Genomic DNA, 14732 nt, shown 5'->3' with positions numbered 1-14732 from the left:
ATTCATTAACGCCCGGCTCCGTCCGCCGGATGACCGCCTATCCCGAAAATCCGACAGTCTCCTAGCTCGGCGCAACCTTCTACCCGGACTACCAACGTACTGATCAGTTGCCTTCTTACCCTCTGTGGTTTCGACTGTGACGGCAAAGTGTCGACCGTATACCTGATCCGTTCCATATCGAGCGTTCAACATTTTGATGCCAGAGAATGCAATGCGATGTTTGTCACAAAGTGCCGGAAGCGCGTCACGATAAAGATGAATTGCGCGTTGTAACTTTGCCGAGACTGGACTGCCAAACGCCGTTCCATCAAGAAAGTTGACGATAATAAAACCTTCTTGACCTGCTCCTGCCTCTACAAATACATCGACGTCGTACACGCCGATCATTAAGCCGATGCCGCTGGCCAGTGAATCGGCGATAATGTGGCCAAGTGATCTCAGCTCACCGGTCTTCATGTGACCTGCTCCTTGATTCTGAGGAAATCGCTCGCGGCCGAAGGATTGTCGCCGATTTCCGACGTGTAGCCGAAGGGCCGGTATTGGCCGATGGTCGACTGGATGCGCCCATTACCTCAATGAGCAAGCCACAACGTCACACAGGGCCTTGGCCTCTTCCTTGCAGATAGGCGGTACCGCGTCGTCGCGTATCACGTCCGAAAGACGCGAACGCAGAATCATGAATATCTCAGTCCCCGTTGCTCCTTCTGACATAGCGGCCAGGAGTTGCCGGGCATGCCCCGCGAAACCTGAATCGACAAGACGTTGCGCCAATGCTTTGTTGTAGTCGTAAACGTTCGTCATCTATGTCACGCGCTCGTCTTGCTGTAGTGCATGTTGAACGGCGGCAGAGATCGCGACAACGTCCTTACGCGCCGGAGAAGCATTCCAAACGACTAGCCACCCCATCAAACACACCACTGCCAGCCATAACAACAGAAGCACAGCGAACTTCAGCGCACCGGCCAGACTCGACGTTTGTGTGAATGCCAAGTGCAGTCCGCCGATTAGCCCGCCGAAGAACATGCAGCCAACGAGTGCCATGAACATCGCCATGACGACGCGACTGTAGGCTGAGGCCTTGAATGATCCAACTAGCGACGACCCGGCCTCATGCTCCACCAGACACCCCTGGAATCGCGTACCGTTTCCGCGCGTGAAGTCATGCACGATGCGTAGATCGACGGCATCTTCACTGATCGATCCCACCATGGAGAGTTTTCCCGGGCGCCATTTCGTAAGCTCCTGCAACGCGCAAAGTGCTTTAGTACGGGGCAGAGAACTGAGGAACGCTGCTGGCTCTCCGTCGATTGCCCTTGAAAGCATTGTCGCCAACCTGTTCGTGACCGTGAATGAATGCCGATGGATGATATCAACCGCATGACCGCATTACGGGTGCGGCCGACGCTTGAATGTCTGAGTAGGGTTCGCGGCGATCGTCTCACGTTGGCCGATCGCTGCCCGACGGCGCCCACTCTGCGCTGGCAGATCTCGCCAAATTGCGAAGTCGAGGCATTTCGCGGGCTGTCTCGCAGTCGTATCAGTTCACCGCATGCCTCCGGCAAGTGGAGATGCTCGCGGCATCAAAGACCATTCCGACGGCAATTCGTTGCTCATCTTGAGAAGCGCGCACTGATGCCGTTGCACCTTGCTTACAAAAACGCAGGCCATCTATCGAACTACCGGCAGGCGTCCATCCCCGAGATAACAGGGAATCCTGGTACTTTGCCGACAGTTCTCGTGCCCGGCCGCCTGCATCTGCCGTCAGAAGCAAATACACCCTTGAAAACGTTGTCTTGCTGTTGTTGTCGTAGCTGATAACCCTGCCGCCCGTGTGCACGATTTGGTCCATATCGGCGCGCAACATCGACAGTGTGCCGAATAACTGGTCCTGTGCTGGCGCTGAGTTGCAAGACCTAATGAAGCTCACGATGACAAAGATAACCGCGGCAACGACAGCAAGCTGAGTCCATGTTCTGGTGCTCACTGACTCACCTATCTGTGCGCAATTCGAGCAGCGGATTGAGTATTTCCAACACGTCCGCAGCGCCAATGCTTCTTGAGCCCTCTGCCACCTCAACACGTCGGCCGATCCAAAACGTCTTCGGGTACGCCTCAGGCGATAGCAGCCAAACTTCAGCCTTACACTGATGCCCTGTGCATACGCCAGTTGCATCCACGAACTCGTGGTGTGCAGATGACCAATAGTCCGCACGCACTTTATAGATCGGCCTGTAGCCAGACAGAACCTCCTTCGATGAGCCGTCTGCGCTACATGCGGTCAAGGAGAAATTCACGATCAGATCGGGTTGACGGGGTGGGCGGGTCATGGGCTTGGTGTACTGCATGGGGCGGCGATACTTGTCTCTACGGCAATCGAGCATCAATCTTGAGAGATTGGATAGATGGCCGCTTTGGAGCGTGCCGCTGACACCTGAATGTCTCGGCCGCGCTTCCCGTGACCGACTCATGTTGGCCGATTGGGTGAGGTCGACAACGGCCGCTTAGTGGCATTCCAGTTTGCAAAATCTGGATTTGGCTGACTGACCGGTTTGGAGAAAGTTGTCTGACCGGAGTGGGTCGAAATGCGCCAGCCGAGCAACGCAGCCAATGGTGCCTGCTGCGATGCAGCAAGACTCGATGGCATCAACCGCGAAATACGGATACCCGGAATGTTCAACCAACACGACGCAGAAGAACGATATGGGGCGGATACCCTATGCAGTCTTGAGCGCGGAAACCGCCGTTGTCAGCGGCGTCACGTTCGCCGTCACCGGCGCTCCATCGGCCGTGTTGGCGCTGGCTACGACCGAATACAGCGTGCCTGATACGCCAGACGGATCGGTCGCGGTGATCAGGAGCGGTGCGCTCAGTCCGGCCAGGGAAACGCTGTAGGTACCGTTGGCACCCGACGTAGCCGAAGCTGTTTTGCCGTTCGCATCAGTCACGGTGATGGTCGCACCAGTCAGCGGTTACCGATGGCGATGGTGCCGGTCATCGACGTCGCTGCGGCCGTCACCGGTTGGTTCGACGTTGATGCGCTGGAGCTACCGCCACCGCCGCATGCAGCAAGAGAAAATGCTCGTGAAGCGCCCAGCGCAAGCTGAGCAATCCCCGTGAAGGATCGTTTTTTTCATGTTTATGGTCCTTGTGGCTGAGTAGTGCAGTGGGGGGAACCAACTCAAGGAGTTGATTCCCAATCTCTTTCCGATCATCGGGCGCGTTCAATACATCCAGTCGCCTCCGTCTATCTTTGAGGCAAGGATGCTTTCGGTGAATTTTCGCGAAACGGCTGTTCCGTAAGTCGCCGGATCGGTTCGTGGAGTCCAGAACATGTTCGCGATGTTGTTCACGCTTTTGAGATTCGGGCAAACCTGACGAAGCGTGTTTGCTGCAATCTGCCACGGGGCGGCACCGAGTTTGCTGGCATCATCAGCGGCCTGCTGCGCTGCCTGATCGGCAGCCTGTGCAGCAGCGACCTCATCAGGATGCGCGGCAAGATAGTCGTTTGCTGCTGACGTTCCATCCGGGTGGTAGCCCGCAGCCAGTTCACCATCCGAAATGATTCTCTGCTTTGCATCGGCGTCTGCACGAAGTGCCTTTACCTTGTTCGCGAGGTCAAAGTAGTTGGCAACAGCCGTTTTTACTTCAGGAACGTCGTCGAGCGAGATCTTGTAGCTGACCTTGATGCGATCCTGCCTCCAGTTGCGCTGAACGTCCGCACCATTAAGGTCCGTACCTTTCTGTACCCATTGCTTTGTTTCATCGCCCTCCCGGTTGAAGTCGCTCAGGTGGACGTAATCGCACCCCGAGAGGTTTGCCTCGAATCGCGTCTTGATGTCGCTGGTCGGTGGCCCATCATTGCCGCATGCGGCAAGCAGGGTGAGCGCGCTGAAGGATGCGTAGAGCGTGAATCTGCTCAGTCCTGAACTGAATTTCGTTTTCACTTCCTGTTTCCTCGTGTAGGTATCACGGTGAGTTCCATTTGCTTGCCGGGTTTTGTTGTTGCCGCAGGGAAAGCATTGAAGGCTGTCGGTGCCGCTGCCGGGCGGTCACGGCCGGGCCGGTACGCCAGCGGGCGGTAATGGTCCCGCCGGCGAACCGCTTGGGCCGGATTGATGCGGTGCGCTCAGGCCCGGACGCCCTGATCAGCGGCCTGGGCGCGCTGCACGGCATGCGGCAGGTCGTTCAGGCAATAGACGATGTAGAACAGGTTGAAGAAGAAGGTCCATGCGCTGTTGAGCCGGTAGTGCGGCAGCTTCCACTGGAGGGCGATGACGTCTTCCAGCACCTGTTTGGCCCTGAAGGCGAACACGATCCACATCGCGCTCATGGCAAGGCCGGTGATTGTGGAGAGGGCCGTGATGTCATCGGAGCCCGCTGCTGTGCCGAGAAAGTGCAGACCGAGCGTTGTGCAAAGCAGGGCGATCTGGGTCACGGTGAGCCAGTGCGGAATCAGTTCGGCACCGAGAGCCTTGTTAATGGACTTTTCGCGCATCGAGAGATACATGACCGGCCAGATGCCGAAGCCGATGATGCCGATGACGACGAACAGCGGAAAAACCGTCTGCGCGGCGACCTGAACTTTTGTTGCGTTTTCCTGCATGAGAATCCCCGATGGTGGTTGAACAGGTTGGAATTGCGTGGTGAAAGGTTGTTGAATGCAATCGCCTCGTCGGTCTTCTGTGATGCCTGCGATTCAATGTGTATGTGAGCCCTGGGGGCGGCGACGGGACGCAAGGCCGTCACCGCTGCGGGGGCGCCGTGCGTCCGGCTGCGTCCAGTTGCGCCTGGCAGGTGCGATATACCGCCTGACCGATGACCCCCGCATTGCGTAGCGCAAGCAGCCGCTGCCGCCTCAGATGTGCCGGTTGCGAGCTATCGCCTGCGACCTGCCATACCGCGTCGATGAGCGAGCGCCAGACCGCCCTTCGTTGACGCAGATAGAAGGCGACTGTGGGTAGCCCGCCCAGTGCACAGGCCAGCGCCCAGCCGGTGCGCGAGAGTCCGACGCGGTTGACCTTCAGGCATCGCATGTCCAGCGCGATACCCGATGCGGTTGCGACTACGCTCGCGAACCAGAGAGTTATCCACATCTAAATCTCCTGAAATATAGCGTATACGGATGCGGTATATACCGCATGTGAATTCAGAATTTGAGGCATGTCCCATCCCCTTCACGATCCCCGCTACCAGCGCATTGCCGTGCTTCTGACCGAACTGCGCAAGGAGCGCGGGCTGCTCCAGCAGGACGTGGCCGACCGGCTCGACCGGCCGCAGGGGTTTGTGTCGAAGGTGGAAAGCGGAAACCGGCGGCTGGACGTGATCGAACTGCTCGATTTCCTGCGTGCGCTCGATGCCGACCCGCATGGATTCATCGACCGGCTGTTCGAACAGCCGATGCCGTCGCTGCCACGTTGATACTTCCCGTCAATACTCCTCGGGCAACAGGACAGTTGTCGTGGACCGGTCGGCCTCGGTGATGATCCAGATGCGCTGCCCGGCAGGAAGCGCGTAGCAGGAAAGCACGCGCGCTCCGTTTGCAGCGGCGAGATCGTTCTGTTGCCGGTCGGATTCACATACGTCGCCCCAGTCACGGCGGGCGTGCCGGTTGAGTAACTGGAACACGGAAATATCGGCAGCCTGGAGAACACACAAGGCACCGGGTGTGGCGACGAGCAGGCCGAGTTGAAGGCGCGGCGTCGGCAGCGGGGGGATAACGGGATCATTCATGGAATCTCCAAAGGGGCATGCGCGGTCCTCCGGACAGGCCGGATGGGCGCATATCGACGTGAGAAAAGCGCGAATGCCGGGAGGTGGTCCCGGCGCTTATGCCGCCAGGGAGTCGGCGGCGAGCTGACGGCGCAGGGCGGTGGCTTTCGCCTGCGAACAACGGAGATGGCTGCGGATACCTGCGACGGTGGGCTGTACGTGACCGGCTGCGATGGCCTGGGCGAGCCGGGTTACGTCATCGTTGGGCCGTACTGTGTCCGCCGAGGGGACGGAGCCTCCGGTTCGGGCTTTGCGACTCACGGCGGTTTCTACGCGACCGGGCATGACGCCTGTTACGGCGTGGGGCGTCGTAGCAGTTGCGGCCGTCGCGTCCTGGGTCGTCGCGAGCGCAGTGGGAATTGCAGGAGTCGCGACGGGAGCCAGAACCAGCGACGGGGGCCGAAGTGCGAGTGCCCACGATAGACAGGCGACGCTTTCGAGTACGGCGGCGAATCCGAGTCCCGACAGCAATTCGACGCGGGTCGTGTCGACGCCGAGTAACGCAGCGAGTCGTGCCGTGACGGGATCGGCGAGTAGCGCGTCACGCTGCGAAATCGTCCGGTCGCGCTCCGCGTCCTGTCGCCGGATGTCGTCAGCTTCGGCGTCCAGTGTGTCGAGTCTGGCGGCGAGCGTGGTGCGGCGCATATCGAGCCAGCCGCAGTTGCGCGAACAGTGCTGTGCTTTCGCGAGCGCGAGTTCATGCGTGACTGTTGCCCGTTCCTCCATGACGGGTGCGAGTGGTTGCGCAGGAGCGGCGGCACGGTTCGCCACGATGGATGCACGGGCCTCACCCGCGTGCTGCTGTGCGAGGACGAAAAAGTACCCGTGGCCATAGCAGGCGGTGACCATACAGGTTCCCCATAACACGCCCCCCACAAGCTGGATCGTGATCGATGCACCACGCACGAGTGCGGGCAGCAGATGCGCACTGACGACGAGCACGACGCCGATCGCAATCCACACAATTCGCTCGGGGAGCGTGCCGCCGCGCTGCCAGCCTGCGAGTATGGACATGCTGACCGCCGTGCCCGTTGCCGCCGTAGCCAGAGTCACCGCCAGAAGCGGTGCAGGACGGATACGGATCATGCAGCGTTGCCTCCCAGCAATGCGGCGCGCTGTTCGAGCTTGCCCCGGAGGCTGGACGCGGGCGGCACTTCAGCTTTGGCGTGACCATCGCCTTGACCGCTGTCGCCGGACTCGCCCGGGTAGAACTCTTCGGCAACCGCCGACACGTCTTCGGCGCTTTCCTCGAACGCGCCATTGCCGAACCCCCTGCGGGCCGCCACATCGAGCGCCGTCTGGTCGAAGCCAGCAGCCTTGCGGCGTTCATCCAGCTCGCGCGCTGAAGTGATTGCCGCTTCGAGTGTGCTGCCCGTCCTTACGCCGAGATCGACGTAGTAGATGGCCGATCGGTAACTCTGAGTGGTGGACTTGCCGCGCAGCTTCAGTTCGAGCGGCAGGCAGGCGAGCAGATTTCCCGACACGGCGGCAAAGTAGTGAAGGCGGGCGGCGAGCGCGCGGATACTGTTAAAGCTCGTCGTTCTGAAGATGAACGAGCCCATTTCGTCCTCGTCGCCGATCAGCACGTTCAGGCGACCGTAGGGCTTGCAGGCTCCGCCCTGGCCGAACGCACATCCATCCGGTGACGGACAGGGCAATTCCTCGATGCCGCTATCCCCCGCACGACGGCAGGTGATGCCATTGCCGACGCACACGGGCCGTCCGTTCTCGCGGTCGAAGCACGAGTAGTCGGCTCGCAGGTTCAGATCCGGGTCAGCGAAGAGAAACCGCACGGGAATCGCGCGCAGCTTGCCGGGCTGGAGTTTGCGAAGCTCCGAATCCAGCGGATGCAGCACCCACTCCCCACGTTGCTGGATCTGGGTGGTAATGGTGAACTGGTCGTCTTTCTCGGGCAGTCGTTTGCCGTTTTTTTCGACAACACGACCAATGGAAATTCGCCCGATGACGGGCGGCGTGATGGCAAATCCTTTTAGCACAGGAATCCTCTATAAATAACAGTGAGATGTGGAGGGGATGCAGTAAAGCGGAGATTCAGGGGGTCACGAGAAAGCGCCGCGAGCCGGGCTTTGTGATCGCGTACTTCGTGGCCAGTTCCGGGTGATCGGTGAGCAGCCGTTTGAGATCAAAACCGGTGCCGTCCTTGCTGCGTCTGTAGGAAATGGAACCCGTTTCGAACTGCGCCCGGTCGGCTTCGCCCATGCTTTGCACTATGCTTTGCCGGAGTTGAGCTTCGATCTGCTGGCGAACCTCGATGTCGGCGCGCACGGCGACGAGATCCGCAAAGACCGATGACAGACGGCGGTCATCGGTGAAATCGACCGTTCCGCCCGCACCCGGATACAAATGTCGGAGTGCCCGGTCCGCTGAATCGGAGCCGTCTGCCGGTGGTGGCGTATCGGTCTTGACGAATCGCCAGAACGCGGCTTCGAGCTCGATCAGACGCGCGATCAGGGCATCGTCGCGAACGATTCGATGCACTTCGAGCTTCTGGCCGCAGATCAGCACGGCCACATCAGCAGCGGATTTGCCCGTGACAGCAAGTTGATGCTGTACCTGCAACTGCACATACTCCGGCACACCGTCGTGCCAGAGCCGCGCGCCGTGCTCTCCAGCGGTTTTGCACTCAAGAATCTGTATGTCGCGATTGCCAATGATTTCCCGATCGACGTTGGCCAACATCCACGGAATGGTTGGGTGTTGCAGAACGGCGTTAATTTTCCGCACGCGGTTTCCCGTTTGCTTCGTGTACGACGCGGCAACGATCGGTTCGAGCAGCGTTCCCCAATACGTGGGCGATGCCGTATCGTCCGGATCTGGGCGAGGCAGGTTCACATCCCTTTCCGTTTTGATCAGCCACAGTTCCAGCGGACTCATGTACGGGTTCAGGCCTACCGCAGCGGCCGCATCGGAGCCACCTATTCCGTTTTTTCTCACCGTAAGCCAGTCGTCACGCGAGAGGGATTTCGTTTCAACAAGCCGTAGCGCGGGCCGATGCCGGGAGCGACTAGTCGGCTGAGCATGAGACATTGATTGCTACCTCCGAAAATAAAGAGGCCCGGCGGGGACCATCCCGGCCGGGCTTTATGACGTTGGGAACATGGTCAGGCGATGAGCTTCATCGCTTCGTCCCACGCGCGTTGTTTCATCGCCGCCCCCGCACCGAACCATGCAGCGTCTCGCCGGTGATCCTCGCTGCGTGCGCGGCGATGATGGTCCGTGAATTCAGTGACCGCGTTCAATAGTCCGAATGCTGTTCCCGATGCGGAGGCCAGGTCCGCGCCCCTGCCGCCTCCGGTGTAGAGCTGGCTGACCGCCTTGATGGCACGCTCGCTGACGGCAATCGCGTCACGGTCTGGTGTGCTGGTCGGGGAGTATGTGAGCACCCGCCGCAGGAACTTCTCCGCCACCGCATCGCTAACCTTGCGTTCGGAGAGCGCCTTCATGCGGACCATGAACGAGTCCCAGCTCGATACGCAAATGCCAAGTTGTCGCTTGACGGCTTGCGCATCGAAGAGAGAGCGGTGCGGCACCTTGATTGCGCCAGCAGAATCGCCGAGAGCGATAGAGAGTGTGTTGTTGCACACGACACGGATAGATGTGAACTGTGCTGTAGTCGCAAGCGTACCGTCGCAGGCGGTGGCGAGCAGCAGATAACCGTTGACCGTGTCCTTGCCCTTGAGGGTGACGGACTGGCCGGTGCGGGCGAGCGCCCAGAGCTTTTTGCCGGATTTAAGGACGCCAGCGGTTTCCAGTTCGAAACCACCCGCTTCTGTGAGGTCACGGTAAAAGTTCAGAATGTCCATCGGCTGTACGACCTGGTATCGTGACGACACGACCGACAGCGGCGCTTTCGTGTCCGAGCGGTAAAGAACCTTCTGCTCGGGGAACACATGGATCGATCCGAGATTGGTTCCGGCATTGCCTGACACGAAGCGAACATCGGCAGCTTCGATCGCCCAGTCCATGCCAGCCTGCTTCGCCCATACTTCAATGGGCTGTTTGGGGGAGAGTGGATTGCCGAGACCATGCCACGGCTGCTGGCCGACGTAGGCCATTGATTGAACGAGATGCACGAAAAGCTCCTTGAATGTATCCGGCATAAAACCCGGTGCGTGACCGGGCAGACATGAGCGAAAAGTGAAATGGGTACTGCGGCAAGGAAAAATCTACGGATCAGGCAGGTGCTTGGGGGCGGCTGAATGTGTGCCCGCAGGAGTGGCAACGGAAGTCGTCCAGGACCTTGTCGTCAAGTAATTCACCGAAGACAGATCCGGTTGCACAGCCTGCAGTGCCGCAGATGAGACCGGCGATCACGGCGCCCGCCATGGCTCCGCACACGGCACCGGCAGGCCCGGCGAGCATGCCGATTACCGCGCCGGTTTCCGCACCGGACAGGGCGAATGCGACACCGCTGACCGTGCCGGCAACTGCGCCAACGGCTCCGCCAGTCTTTCGGGCGCGATGGCGGGCATCGACGCGGCCGGACTGGCACTTCGGGCACGATGTGACGGAGCCCGGCTGCGCGCTGGTCCGGGTGTGGTCAGGTCGTGCGTGCGGCGGGATGAAGCCTTGCTCGAACGGCTGGTCCTCGTCATGTCCGTGCGGGCACATATCGCCAGGGTCATACGGCTCGTGAGGATCGGAACAGTGGCGCAGATCACGCATGGGCGGTTTCCCGGCGGATCTTGTCGGCGTACTGACGTAGACCAACCGACGTGAGCACGCCAGCACTGAAGAGAACGGCGAAGACGATCAGAAATTCAAAAGGGGAAGGGTAGGTAGGCATCACGGCTCCCGGGGAAGTTCGCCGGCACGGGATCGCGCGGGCGGAGCGGCAGGCTGTTGCTGTGCTCGCGGGAGTGATGTATGTCTCAGATTTGTTTGAATGTGGTCAGATGCAGCGCTGTGCGTGGTCAAGCCCCGCACGACGAATGACGCGGTCTCGCGTTCGTTTGCGATAATGGATACCGTATCAAAATGATAATCATGGTATTCTGTCTCAAAATCAGCGCAGAACGTCCTTTGCGTATGGGCGTCGAGCCCAAATTGAGAGGGACCATGACCGAAGCATCAGGGGTATCGCAGGCGCAGCGCGAGCGACTGGCATTTCTAGAACTGCGCGCCTATTTCACCGGAGAGCTCCGACGAAGCGATATCGAGTCGCGGTTTGGCGTCAAACCCGCTGCCGCTTCGAGGGATCTGAGCTATTACCGAGAGATTGCCCCTGACAATCTCGCTTACGATGCCGTGACCCGCTGTTACCGGCCAACTGACCGATTCAAGCCGGTGTATGAATTTCGCTCAGAACGAGTGCTGGCTTGGCTGCTGAACGGCTTCGGAGATGGACTTGAGCTGGGTCTAAGACAAGCCGCACCATGCGAAGGGCCGGGGCAGCTCATACAACCAGACATGGGGATTCTTGCGACTATCACGCGGTCTCTGTGCGCCAGGCGTCCGGTCCGAATTAACTACCTGTCCCTGGCGTCCGGCGCGAAGCGCCGCGATATCGTGCCGGTCGCATTAGCTGACAACGGTTTGCGCTGGCATGTCCGCGCGTTTGACCGCGAGCGCCAGCGGTTTTCCGATTTCGTGCTAACTCGCATCACTAGGGCGCAAGAGCTGGATGACACAACGGATGAGCATGAGCTTCTGGGGGCCGATGAGCAATGGGCGCGGATCGTCGATATGGAGCTGGTGCCGCATCCAGACGCTCGGTGGCCCAAGGCGATTGAAGCCGACTACGCGATGAGCGACGGTGTGTTACGTATCAAGACGCGTGCGGCCCTTGCGGGTTACGTGCTGCGGCGTTGGTCCATCGATTCGAGCCCGGACCATCGCATGGATCCGTCGTCGCACCATCTGTGGCTTCGTAACACTCCGACGCTTTACGGTGTTGAGAGCGCGGCTCTGGCGCCAGGCGCTGCTGCTGTGTCGTTCGCGAAAGGTGCCCTTGTATGAAAGACACAATCTTCATCAGCCATGCAACCCCTGAAGACAATGCCTTCACACGCTGGCTCGGCTCGAAGCTCGAACTTGTCGGCTACAAGGTCTGGCATGGCTTGGCGCGCCTGAAAGGCGGCGATATCTTCTGGGAGAAGATTGAGAGCGCGATCCGGAACGACTCGTTCAGGTTCCTCGCGGTCGTGTCGACCGTCGCGGTAGGTAAGTCGGGCGTGAAGGACGAATGGGCCGTGGCTGCCACGATCGAAAAATCGCTACCGGGGTTTGTCATCCCGCTGCGCATTGATCACTTCGACTTCCAACTTTTCCCGATCACAATCCACCGAAAGAATGCCATCGACTTCGCCAATGGCTGGCACAAGGGCTTGGCGTCGCTGTTGGATACGTTGGAGGAAGTAAAGGTCCCCAAAGTCTCCACGCCCGATCCTGCCTTGGCGCGCCATTGGTTGGCCGAAATGAAGGAGGGGGCGATTCTTCGGACCGAGCATCCTGAGAAGCTCGACTCTACCTGGCTCCCCGTGCTATCGCTGCCGCCCTCGCTTGAGACGGCCCGTTTCTTGGGAAGCGAGCGCAAGATCAAGCTTACGCAGGAGAACGTGGTGCTGCCGTGGTTTGAGCACGAAGACCGGATTGTTGGCTTCGCCAAAGGAGCCGACCTTGTGACGTTGATGGCCAAGTCCGCCATGCTCAAAACGGCTGGGGCCATTGACACGAAAACGTTCATTGAGGAAGGTTCTGCCCTTGGCGACAAGCCGGTCTCTAAATCGGAAGCGCGCAAGCGTGTCGCCAATCTGGTCCGCCAGGCGTGGGAACTGGCGATGGAAGCTAAGGGTTTGGGCATACACGAGCAGTCCGGTGGACGTAAGGTTTTCTATGTCACGCCTGAATTGACCAAGGGCGAGCGGATTGCCTTCGTTGATGTCGATGGGCGCACTCGTAAGAAGGCGTTGCATGGGCGAAGTGAGAAGCGCAAGGCTAATTGGTCTTATGCCGTTGGCATGGTTCCGGCGTTTGATGATCCTTGGCGCATCGAGCTCCGCTCGACCATCGTCTTCACCGACGAACAAGGCAAGCCTATGGACGCTCCCGCGAAGGCCCATCGCTTACGCATGAGTTTTTGCCGGAGCTGGTGGAACGACCGCTGGCGCGGTTTTCTTCGGGCATTCCTTACTCTGGTGGCAGACGACCAATCGGCAATCCGCCTTCCTGTCGGCTCAGATCGCCATATCGTAATCGGTGCGACACCGATCGTCTTCACCGCCCCTGCTGGCTTGTCCGATTTGACGCCCTCGATCGATATCGACGCGGTGGAGGAACCCGACGAGGATCTGGACGATCTCGATGAGGTCGAAGAAGACGAGGCCACCCGATGAGTTTTGACCCCACCCTAATGGAAATCGCGGAGCCCGAGCTTTTGTTCGGCTATGGGCAGCAGATGGCGCATCCCAAGGACGGTCTGCTTTTGTATGGCCCGATGGACGGTGGCAAAGGCGCCGGGAAACTGCGTATTGGCGTTGTTTCTACCGCTGGCGGCCTAGCCCGCTATTCGAAGTGCGTGGACAAGATGTCCAAGCCGATCGCTCCGGCGCGACCGGACGACCCCAACCACACCTTATTTCCAGGCTTCCAAGCCTTGTTTGGCGTCGAGTGGCCGTCAAAGCCGGAGGTCTGGTTGGAAATCGACGAAGAGGAACTCGCCAAGGCAATTCGCATTTCAGACCGCCACCAAGCTATCCACAAGGCGGTGTCGTTGTATTCCGACGCGATCGCCGATCACTTGCGCGAGAGCAGTGAGTCGCCGGTTGATCTGTGGATGGCAGTAGTGCCAGAGGATGTCCACAAATACTGCCGTCCGCAGTCTATCGTCGAGAAATCCGAGCGCGAAAGCTCGGCCATTCTGATGAACAAGGCTGCGGCCACCCGCCTTCTTCGAGAACCAGGCCTCTTCGACGACGACAACAGATCGGCTGAGATTTACCTCTATGAGTTGGACTTCCACAACCAGCTCAAGGCCCGTCTGTTGGAACACAAGGCGGCCATCCAGGTTGTCCGCGAAACGACCCTAACTCCCGACGAGTTCCGTAAGGAGAACGGGATGCCGCTGCGCGGGCTGCAAGACCCGGCGACGCTGGCGTGGAATTTAGCGACAACTTGCTACTTCAAAGCTGGTGGCAAGCCTTGGCAGCTTGGCGCGTCACGGCCAGGTGTGTGTTACGTCGGTATCGTGTTCAAGAAAGATTTGTCGTCGGCTGAGCCTGGCAACGCCTGCTGTGGCGCACAGATGTTCCTCGATTCGGGCGACGGCGTGGTGTTCCGCGGAGCAGTCGGTCCTTGGATCACGTCGACCGACCATGAATTCCATCTCCCCAAGGAGAAGGCGAAAGCCCTCATGTCGCTGGTGGTAGAGGCTTATCGCAAGAGCCACGGCGGCGACGCGCCCAAGGAACTATTCATCCACGGCAAGACTCGCTTCTCTGACGAGGAGTGGGCTGGCTTCAAGGAGACGGTACCCGAAGAGACCAATGTCGTGTGCGTGCGCATCCGCGAGGACTCCGGCATGAAGCTGTACCGGCACGGCACCATGAACGTCCCGCGCGGGCTTGGCTGGGTGAAGTCACCGTGGAAGGCATTCCTGTGGACCAAGGGGTTCGTGCCGCGATTGCAGACCTACGCCGGGCGCGAGGTGCCAAACCCCTTGTCGATCGAAATCAGCAAGGGCGTGGCCGACATCAAGCAGGTCATGGCAGATGTCTTGGCGCTTACCAAGCTGAACTACAACGGGTGCATCTATGGCGATGGGATTCCGGTAACGCTGCGCTTTGCCAACTCAGTCGGGGAAATACTCACGGCGGCACCTAGAAAGAGCGAATTGCCGCCATTGCCATTCCGCTACTACATTTGATCGGTTGGGCTATGCGCAAGAGGATGGCCTGAAGTCCGACACCGAGCCGGAAAAGCGGAAGAAAAAATGAAACGGACGC

General features: G+C 59.5%; 18 protein-coding genes. 5 read left to right on the top strand and 13 right to left on the bottom strand.

Features of this window, described 5'->3' with window-relative positions; translation table 11 throughout:
* The 3 genes from ACFPTO_RS24215 to ACFPTO_RS24205 all read right to left on the bottom strand — a co-directional run.
* On the bottom strand, nt 1-456 hold a 456-nt coding region (locus tag ACFPTO_RS24215), incomplete at its 3' end, for a hypothetical protein (RefSeq protein WP_377715486.1).
* Nucleotides 457-801: 345 nt separating this feature from the next.
* Entirely contained in the window at nt 802-1209 is a 408-nt protein-coding gene (locus tag ACFPTO_RS24210; protein ID WP_377715484.1) for a hypothetical protein, read from the bottom strand.
* Between the two features lie 328 nt (nt 1210-1537).
* Nucleotides 1538-1984: a hypothetical protein gene (locus ACFPTO_RS24205; RefSeq protein WP_377715482.1), complete on the bottom strand. Its 447-nt coding sequence runs from the start codon at nt 1982-1984 to the stop codon at nt 1538-1540.
* Between the two features lie 653 nt (nt 1985-2637).
* Between ACFPTO_RS24205 and ACFPTO_RS24200 the strand changes: the two genes are divergently transcribed.
* The gene (locus ACFPTO_RS24200; protein WP_377715481.1) at nt 2638-2892 is read left to right on the top strand and encodes a hypothetical protein; all 255 of its coding nucleotides are present in this window, start codon (nt 2638-2640) and stop codon (nt 2890-2892) included.
* 329 nt (nt 2893-3221) lie between these two features.
* Here ACFPTO_RS24200 and ACFPTO_RS24195 read toward each other — a convergent pair whose 3' ends face one another.
* From ACFPTO_RS24195 to ACFPTO_RS24185, 3 genes are all read right to left on the bottom strand, one after another.
* Complete coding sequence (locus ACFPTO_RS24195; RefSeq protein ID WP_377715479.1) at nt 3222-3944, bottom strand: hypothetical protein; 723 nt, start codon at nt 3942-3944, stop codon at nt 3222-3224.
* 182 nt (nt 3945-4126) lie between these two features.
* Nucleotides 4127-4603: a hypothetical protein gene (locus tag ACFPTO_RS24190; RefSeq protein ID WP_377715477.1), complete on the bottom strand. Its 477-nt coding sequence runs from the start codon at nt 4601-4603 to the stop codon at nt 4127-4129.
* Between the two features lie 139 nt (nt 4604-4742).
* Nucleotides 4743-5093 (bottom strand): hypothetical protein, encoded by a 351-nt coding sequence (locus ACFPTO_RS24185; RefSeq protein WP_377715476.1) that lies wholly within the window; start codon nt 5091-5093, stop codon nt 4743-4745.
* A gap of 67 nt (nt 5094-5160) precedes the next feature.
* Here ACFPTO_RS24185 and ACFPTO_RS24180 point away from each other — a divergent pair, with 67 nt between their 5' ends.
* Nucleotides 5161-5418, top strand: coding sequence for a helix-turn-helix domain-containing protein (locus ACFPTO_RS24180; RefSeq protein WP_377715474.1), 258 nt, complete (start codon nt 5161-5163; stop codon nt 5416-5418).
* 9 nt (nt 5419-5427) lie between these two features.
* Here the strand turns inward: ACFPTO_RS24180 and ACFPTO_RS24175 are convergent, their stop codons facing one another.
* The 7 genes from ACFPTO_RS24175 to ACFPTO_RS24145 all read right to left on the bottom strand — a co-directional run bounded on the left by ACFPTO_RS24175 (nt 5428) and on the right by ACFPTO_RS24145 (nt 10576).
* Nucleotides 5428-5730 carry a hypothetical protein gene (locus ACFPTO_RS24175; RefSeq protein ID WP_377715472.1) on the bottom strand — a complete coding sequence of 101 codons (303 nt, stop codon included), beginning with the start codon at nt 5728-5730 and terminating at the stop codon, nt 5428-5430.
* Between the two features lie 96 nt (nt 5731-5826).
* Entirely contained in the window at nt 5827-6783 is a 957-nt protein-coding gene (locus ACFPTO_RS24170; RefSeq protein ID WP_377715471.1) for a hypothetical protein, read from the bottom strand.
* Nucleotides 6784-6851: 68 nt separating this feature from the next.
* Nucleotides 6852-7766, bottom strand: a complete 915-nt coding sequence (locus ACFPTO_RS24165) for a recombination directionality factor (RefSeq protein ID WP_377715469.1) — start codon at nt 7764-7766, stop codon at nt 6852-6854.
* Between the two features lie 55 nt (nt 7767-7821).
* Complete coding sequence (locus ACFPTO_RS24160) at nt 7822-8817, bottom strand: YqaJ viral recombinase family nuclease (protein WP_377715468.1); 996 nt, start codon at nt 8815-8817, stop codon at nt 7822-7824.
* Nucleotides 8818-8891: 74 nt separating this feature from the next.
* On the bottom strand, nt 8892-9863 hold the full coding sequence (locus tag ACFPTO_RS24155) for a DUF932 domain-containing protein (protein ID WP_377715466.1): 972 nt from the start codon (nt 9861-9863) through the stop codon (nt 8892-8894).
* A 100-nt stretch (nt 9864-9963) separates the two neighbouring features.
* Nucleotides 9964-10455, bottom strand: a complete 492-nt coding sequence (locus ACFPTO_RS24150; RefSeq protein ID WP_377715464.1) for a hypothetical protein — start codon at nt 10453-10455, stop codon at nt 9964-9966.
* Entirely contained in the window at nt 10448-10576 is a 129-nt protein-coding gene (locus tag ACFPTO_RS24145) for a hypothetical protein (RefSeq protein WP_377715462.1), read from the bottom strand. The genes ACFPTO_RS24150 and ACFPTO_RS24145 overlap by 8 nt, the downstream gene beginning before the upstream one ends.
* A gap of 272 nt (nt 10577-10848) precedes the next feature.
* On the opposite strand from ACFPTO_RS24145, the gene ACFPTO_RS24140 reads away from it, so the two are divergent.
* Genes ACFPTO_RS24140 through ACFPTO_RS24130 form a run of 3 tightly spaced genes read left to right on the top strand, consistent with a single transcriptional unit; the run spans nt 10849 to nt 14653 of the window.
* A complete protein-coding gene (locus tag ACFPTO_RS24140; RefSeq protein ID WP_377715460.1) occupies nt 10849-11748 on the top strand; it encodes a WYL domain-containing protein in 900 nt (299 codons plus the stop codon).
* Nucleotides 11745-13124 carry a toll/interleukin-1 receptor domain-containing protein gene (locus tag ACFPTO_RS24135; RefSeq protein ID WP_377715458.1) on the top strand — a complete coding sequence of 460 codons (1380 nt, stop codon included), beginning with the start codon at nt 11745-11747 and terminating at the stop codon, nt 13122-13124. Before ACFPTO_RS24140 ends, ACFPTO_RS24135 begins: the two co-directional genes overlap by 4 nt.
* Nucleotides 13121-14653, top strand: a complete 1533-nt coding sequence (locus tag ACFPTO_RS24130; protein ID WP_377715456.1) for an argonaute/piwi family protein — start codon at nt 13121-13123, stop codon at nt 14651-14653. Before ACFPTO_RS24135 ends, ACFPTO_RS24130 begins: the two co-directional genes overlap by 4 nt.
* Nucleotides 14654-14732 lie beyond the last annotated feature (79 nt).

Origin of the sequence: Paraburkholderia denitrificans (genome assembly GCF_042655705.1) — a bacterium.
Lineage (GTDB): Bacteria > Pseudomonadota > Gammaproteobacteria > Burkholderiales > Burkholderiaceae > Paraburkholderia > Paraburkholderia denitrificans.
Note: the sequence above shows the minus strand (reverse complement) of the source record. Positions and strands in the feature narration are given on the sequence as shown.

Excerpts from the sequence above, each read along its gene's own strand:
- ACFPTO_RS24210 (WP_377715484.1), bottom strand. The coding sequence starts at position 1,209 with ATGGTGGGATCGATCAGTGAAGATGCCGTCGATCTACGCATCGTGCAT.
- ACFPTO_RS24200 (WP_377715481.1), top strand. The coding sequence starts at position 2,638 with ATGGCATCAACCGCGAAATACGGATACCCGGAATGTTCAACCAACACG.
- ACFPTO_RS24190 (WP_377715477.1), bottom strand. The coding sequence starts at position 4,603 with ATGCAGGAAAACGCAACAAAAGTTCAGGTCGCCGCGCAGACGGTTTTT.
- ACFPTO_RS24185 (WP_377715476.1), bottom strand. The coding sequence starts at position 5,093 with ATGTGGATAACTCTCTGGTTCGCGAGCGTAGTCGCAACCGCATCGGGT.
- ACFPTO_RS24180 (WP_377715474.1), top strand. The coding sequence starts at position 5,161 with ATGTCCCATCCCCTTCACGATCCCCGCTACCAGCGCATTGCCGTGCTT.
- ACFPTO_RS24175 (WP_377715472.1), bottom strand. The coding sequence starts at position 5,730 with ATGAATGATCCCGTTATCCCCCCGCTGCCGACGCCGCGCCTTCAACTC.
- ACFPTO_RS24170 (WP_377715471.1), bottom strand. The coding sequence starts at position 6,783 with ATGTCCATACTCGCAGGCTGGCAGCGCGGCGGCACGCTCCCCGAGCGA.
- ACFPTO_RS24160 (WP_377715468.1), bottom strand. The coding sequence starts at position 8,817 with ATGTCTCATGCTCAGCCGACTAGTCGCTCCCGGCATCGGCCCGCGCTA.
- ACFPTO_RS24150 (WP_377715464.1), bottom strand. The coding sequence starts at position 10,455 with ATGCGTGATCTGCGCCACTGTTCCGATCCTCACGAGCCGTATGACCCT.
- ACFPTO_RS24145 (WP_377715462.1), bottom strand. The coding sequence starts at position 10,576 with ATGCCTACCTACCCTTCCCCTTTTGAATTTCTGATCGTCTTCGCCGTT.
- ACFPTO_RS24140 (WP_377715460.1), top strand. The coding sequence starts at position 10,849 with ATGACCGAAGCATCAGGGGTATCGCAGGCGCAGCGCGAGCGACTGGCA.
- ACFPTO_RS24135 (WP_377715458.1), top strand. The coding sequence starts at position 11,745 with ATGAAAGACACAATCTTCATCAGCCATGCAACCCCTGAAGACAATGCC.
- ACFPTO_RS24130 (WP_377715456.1), top strand. The coding sequence starts at position 13,121 with ATGAGTTTTGACCCCACCCTAATGGAAATCGCGGAGCCCGAGCTTTTG.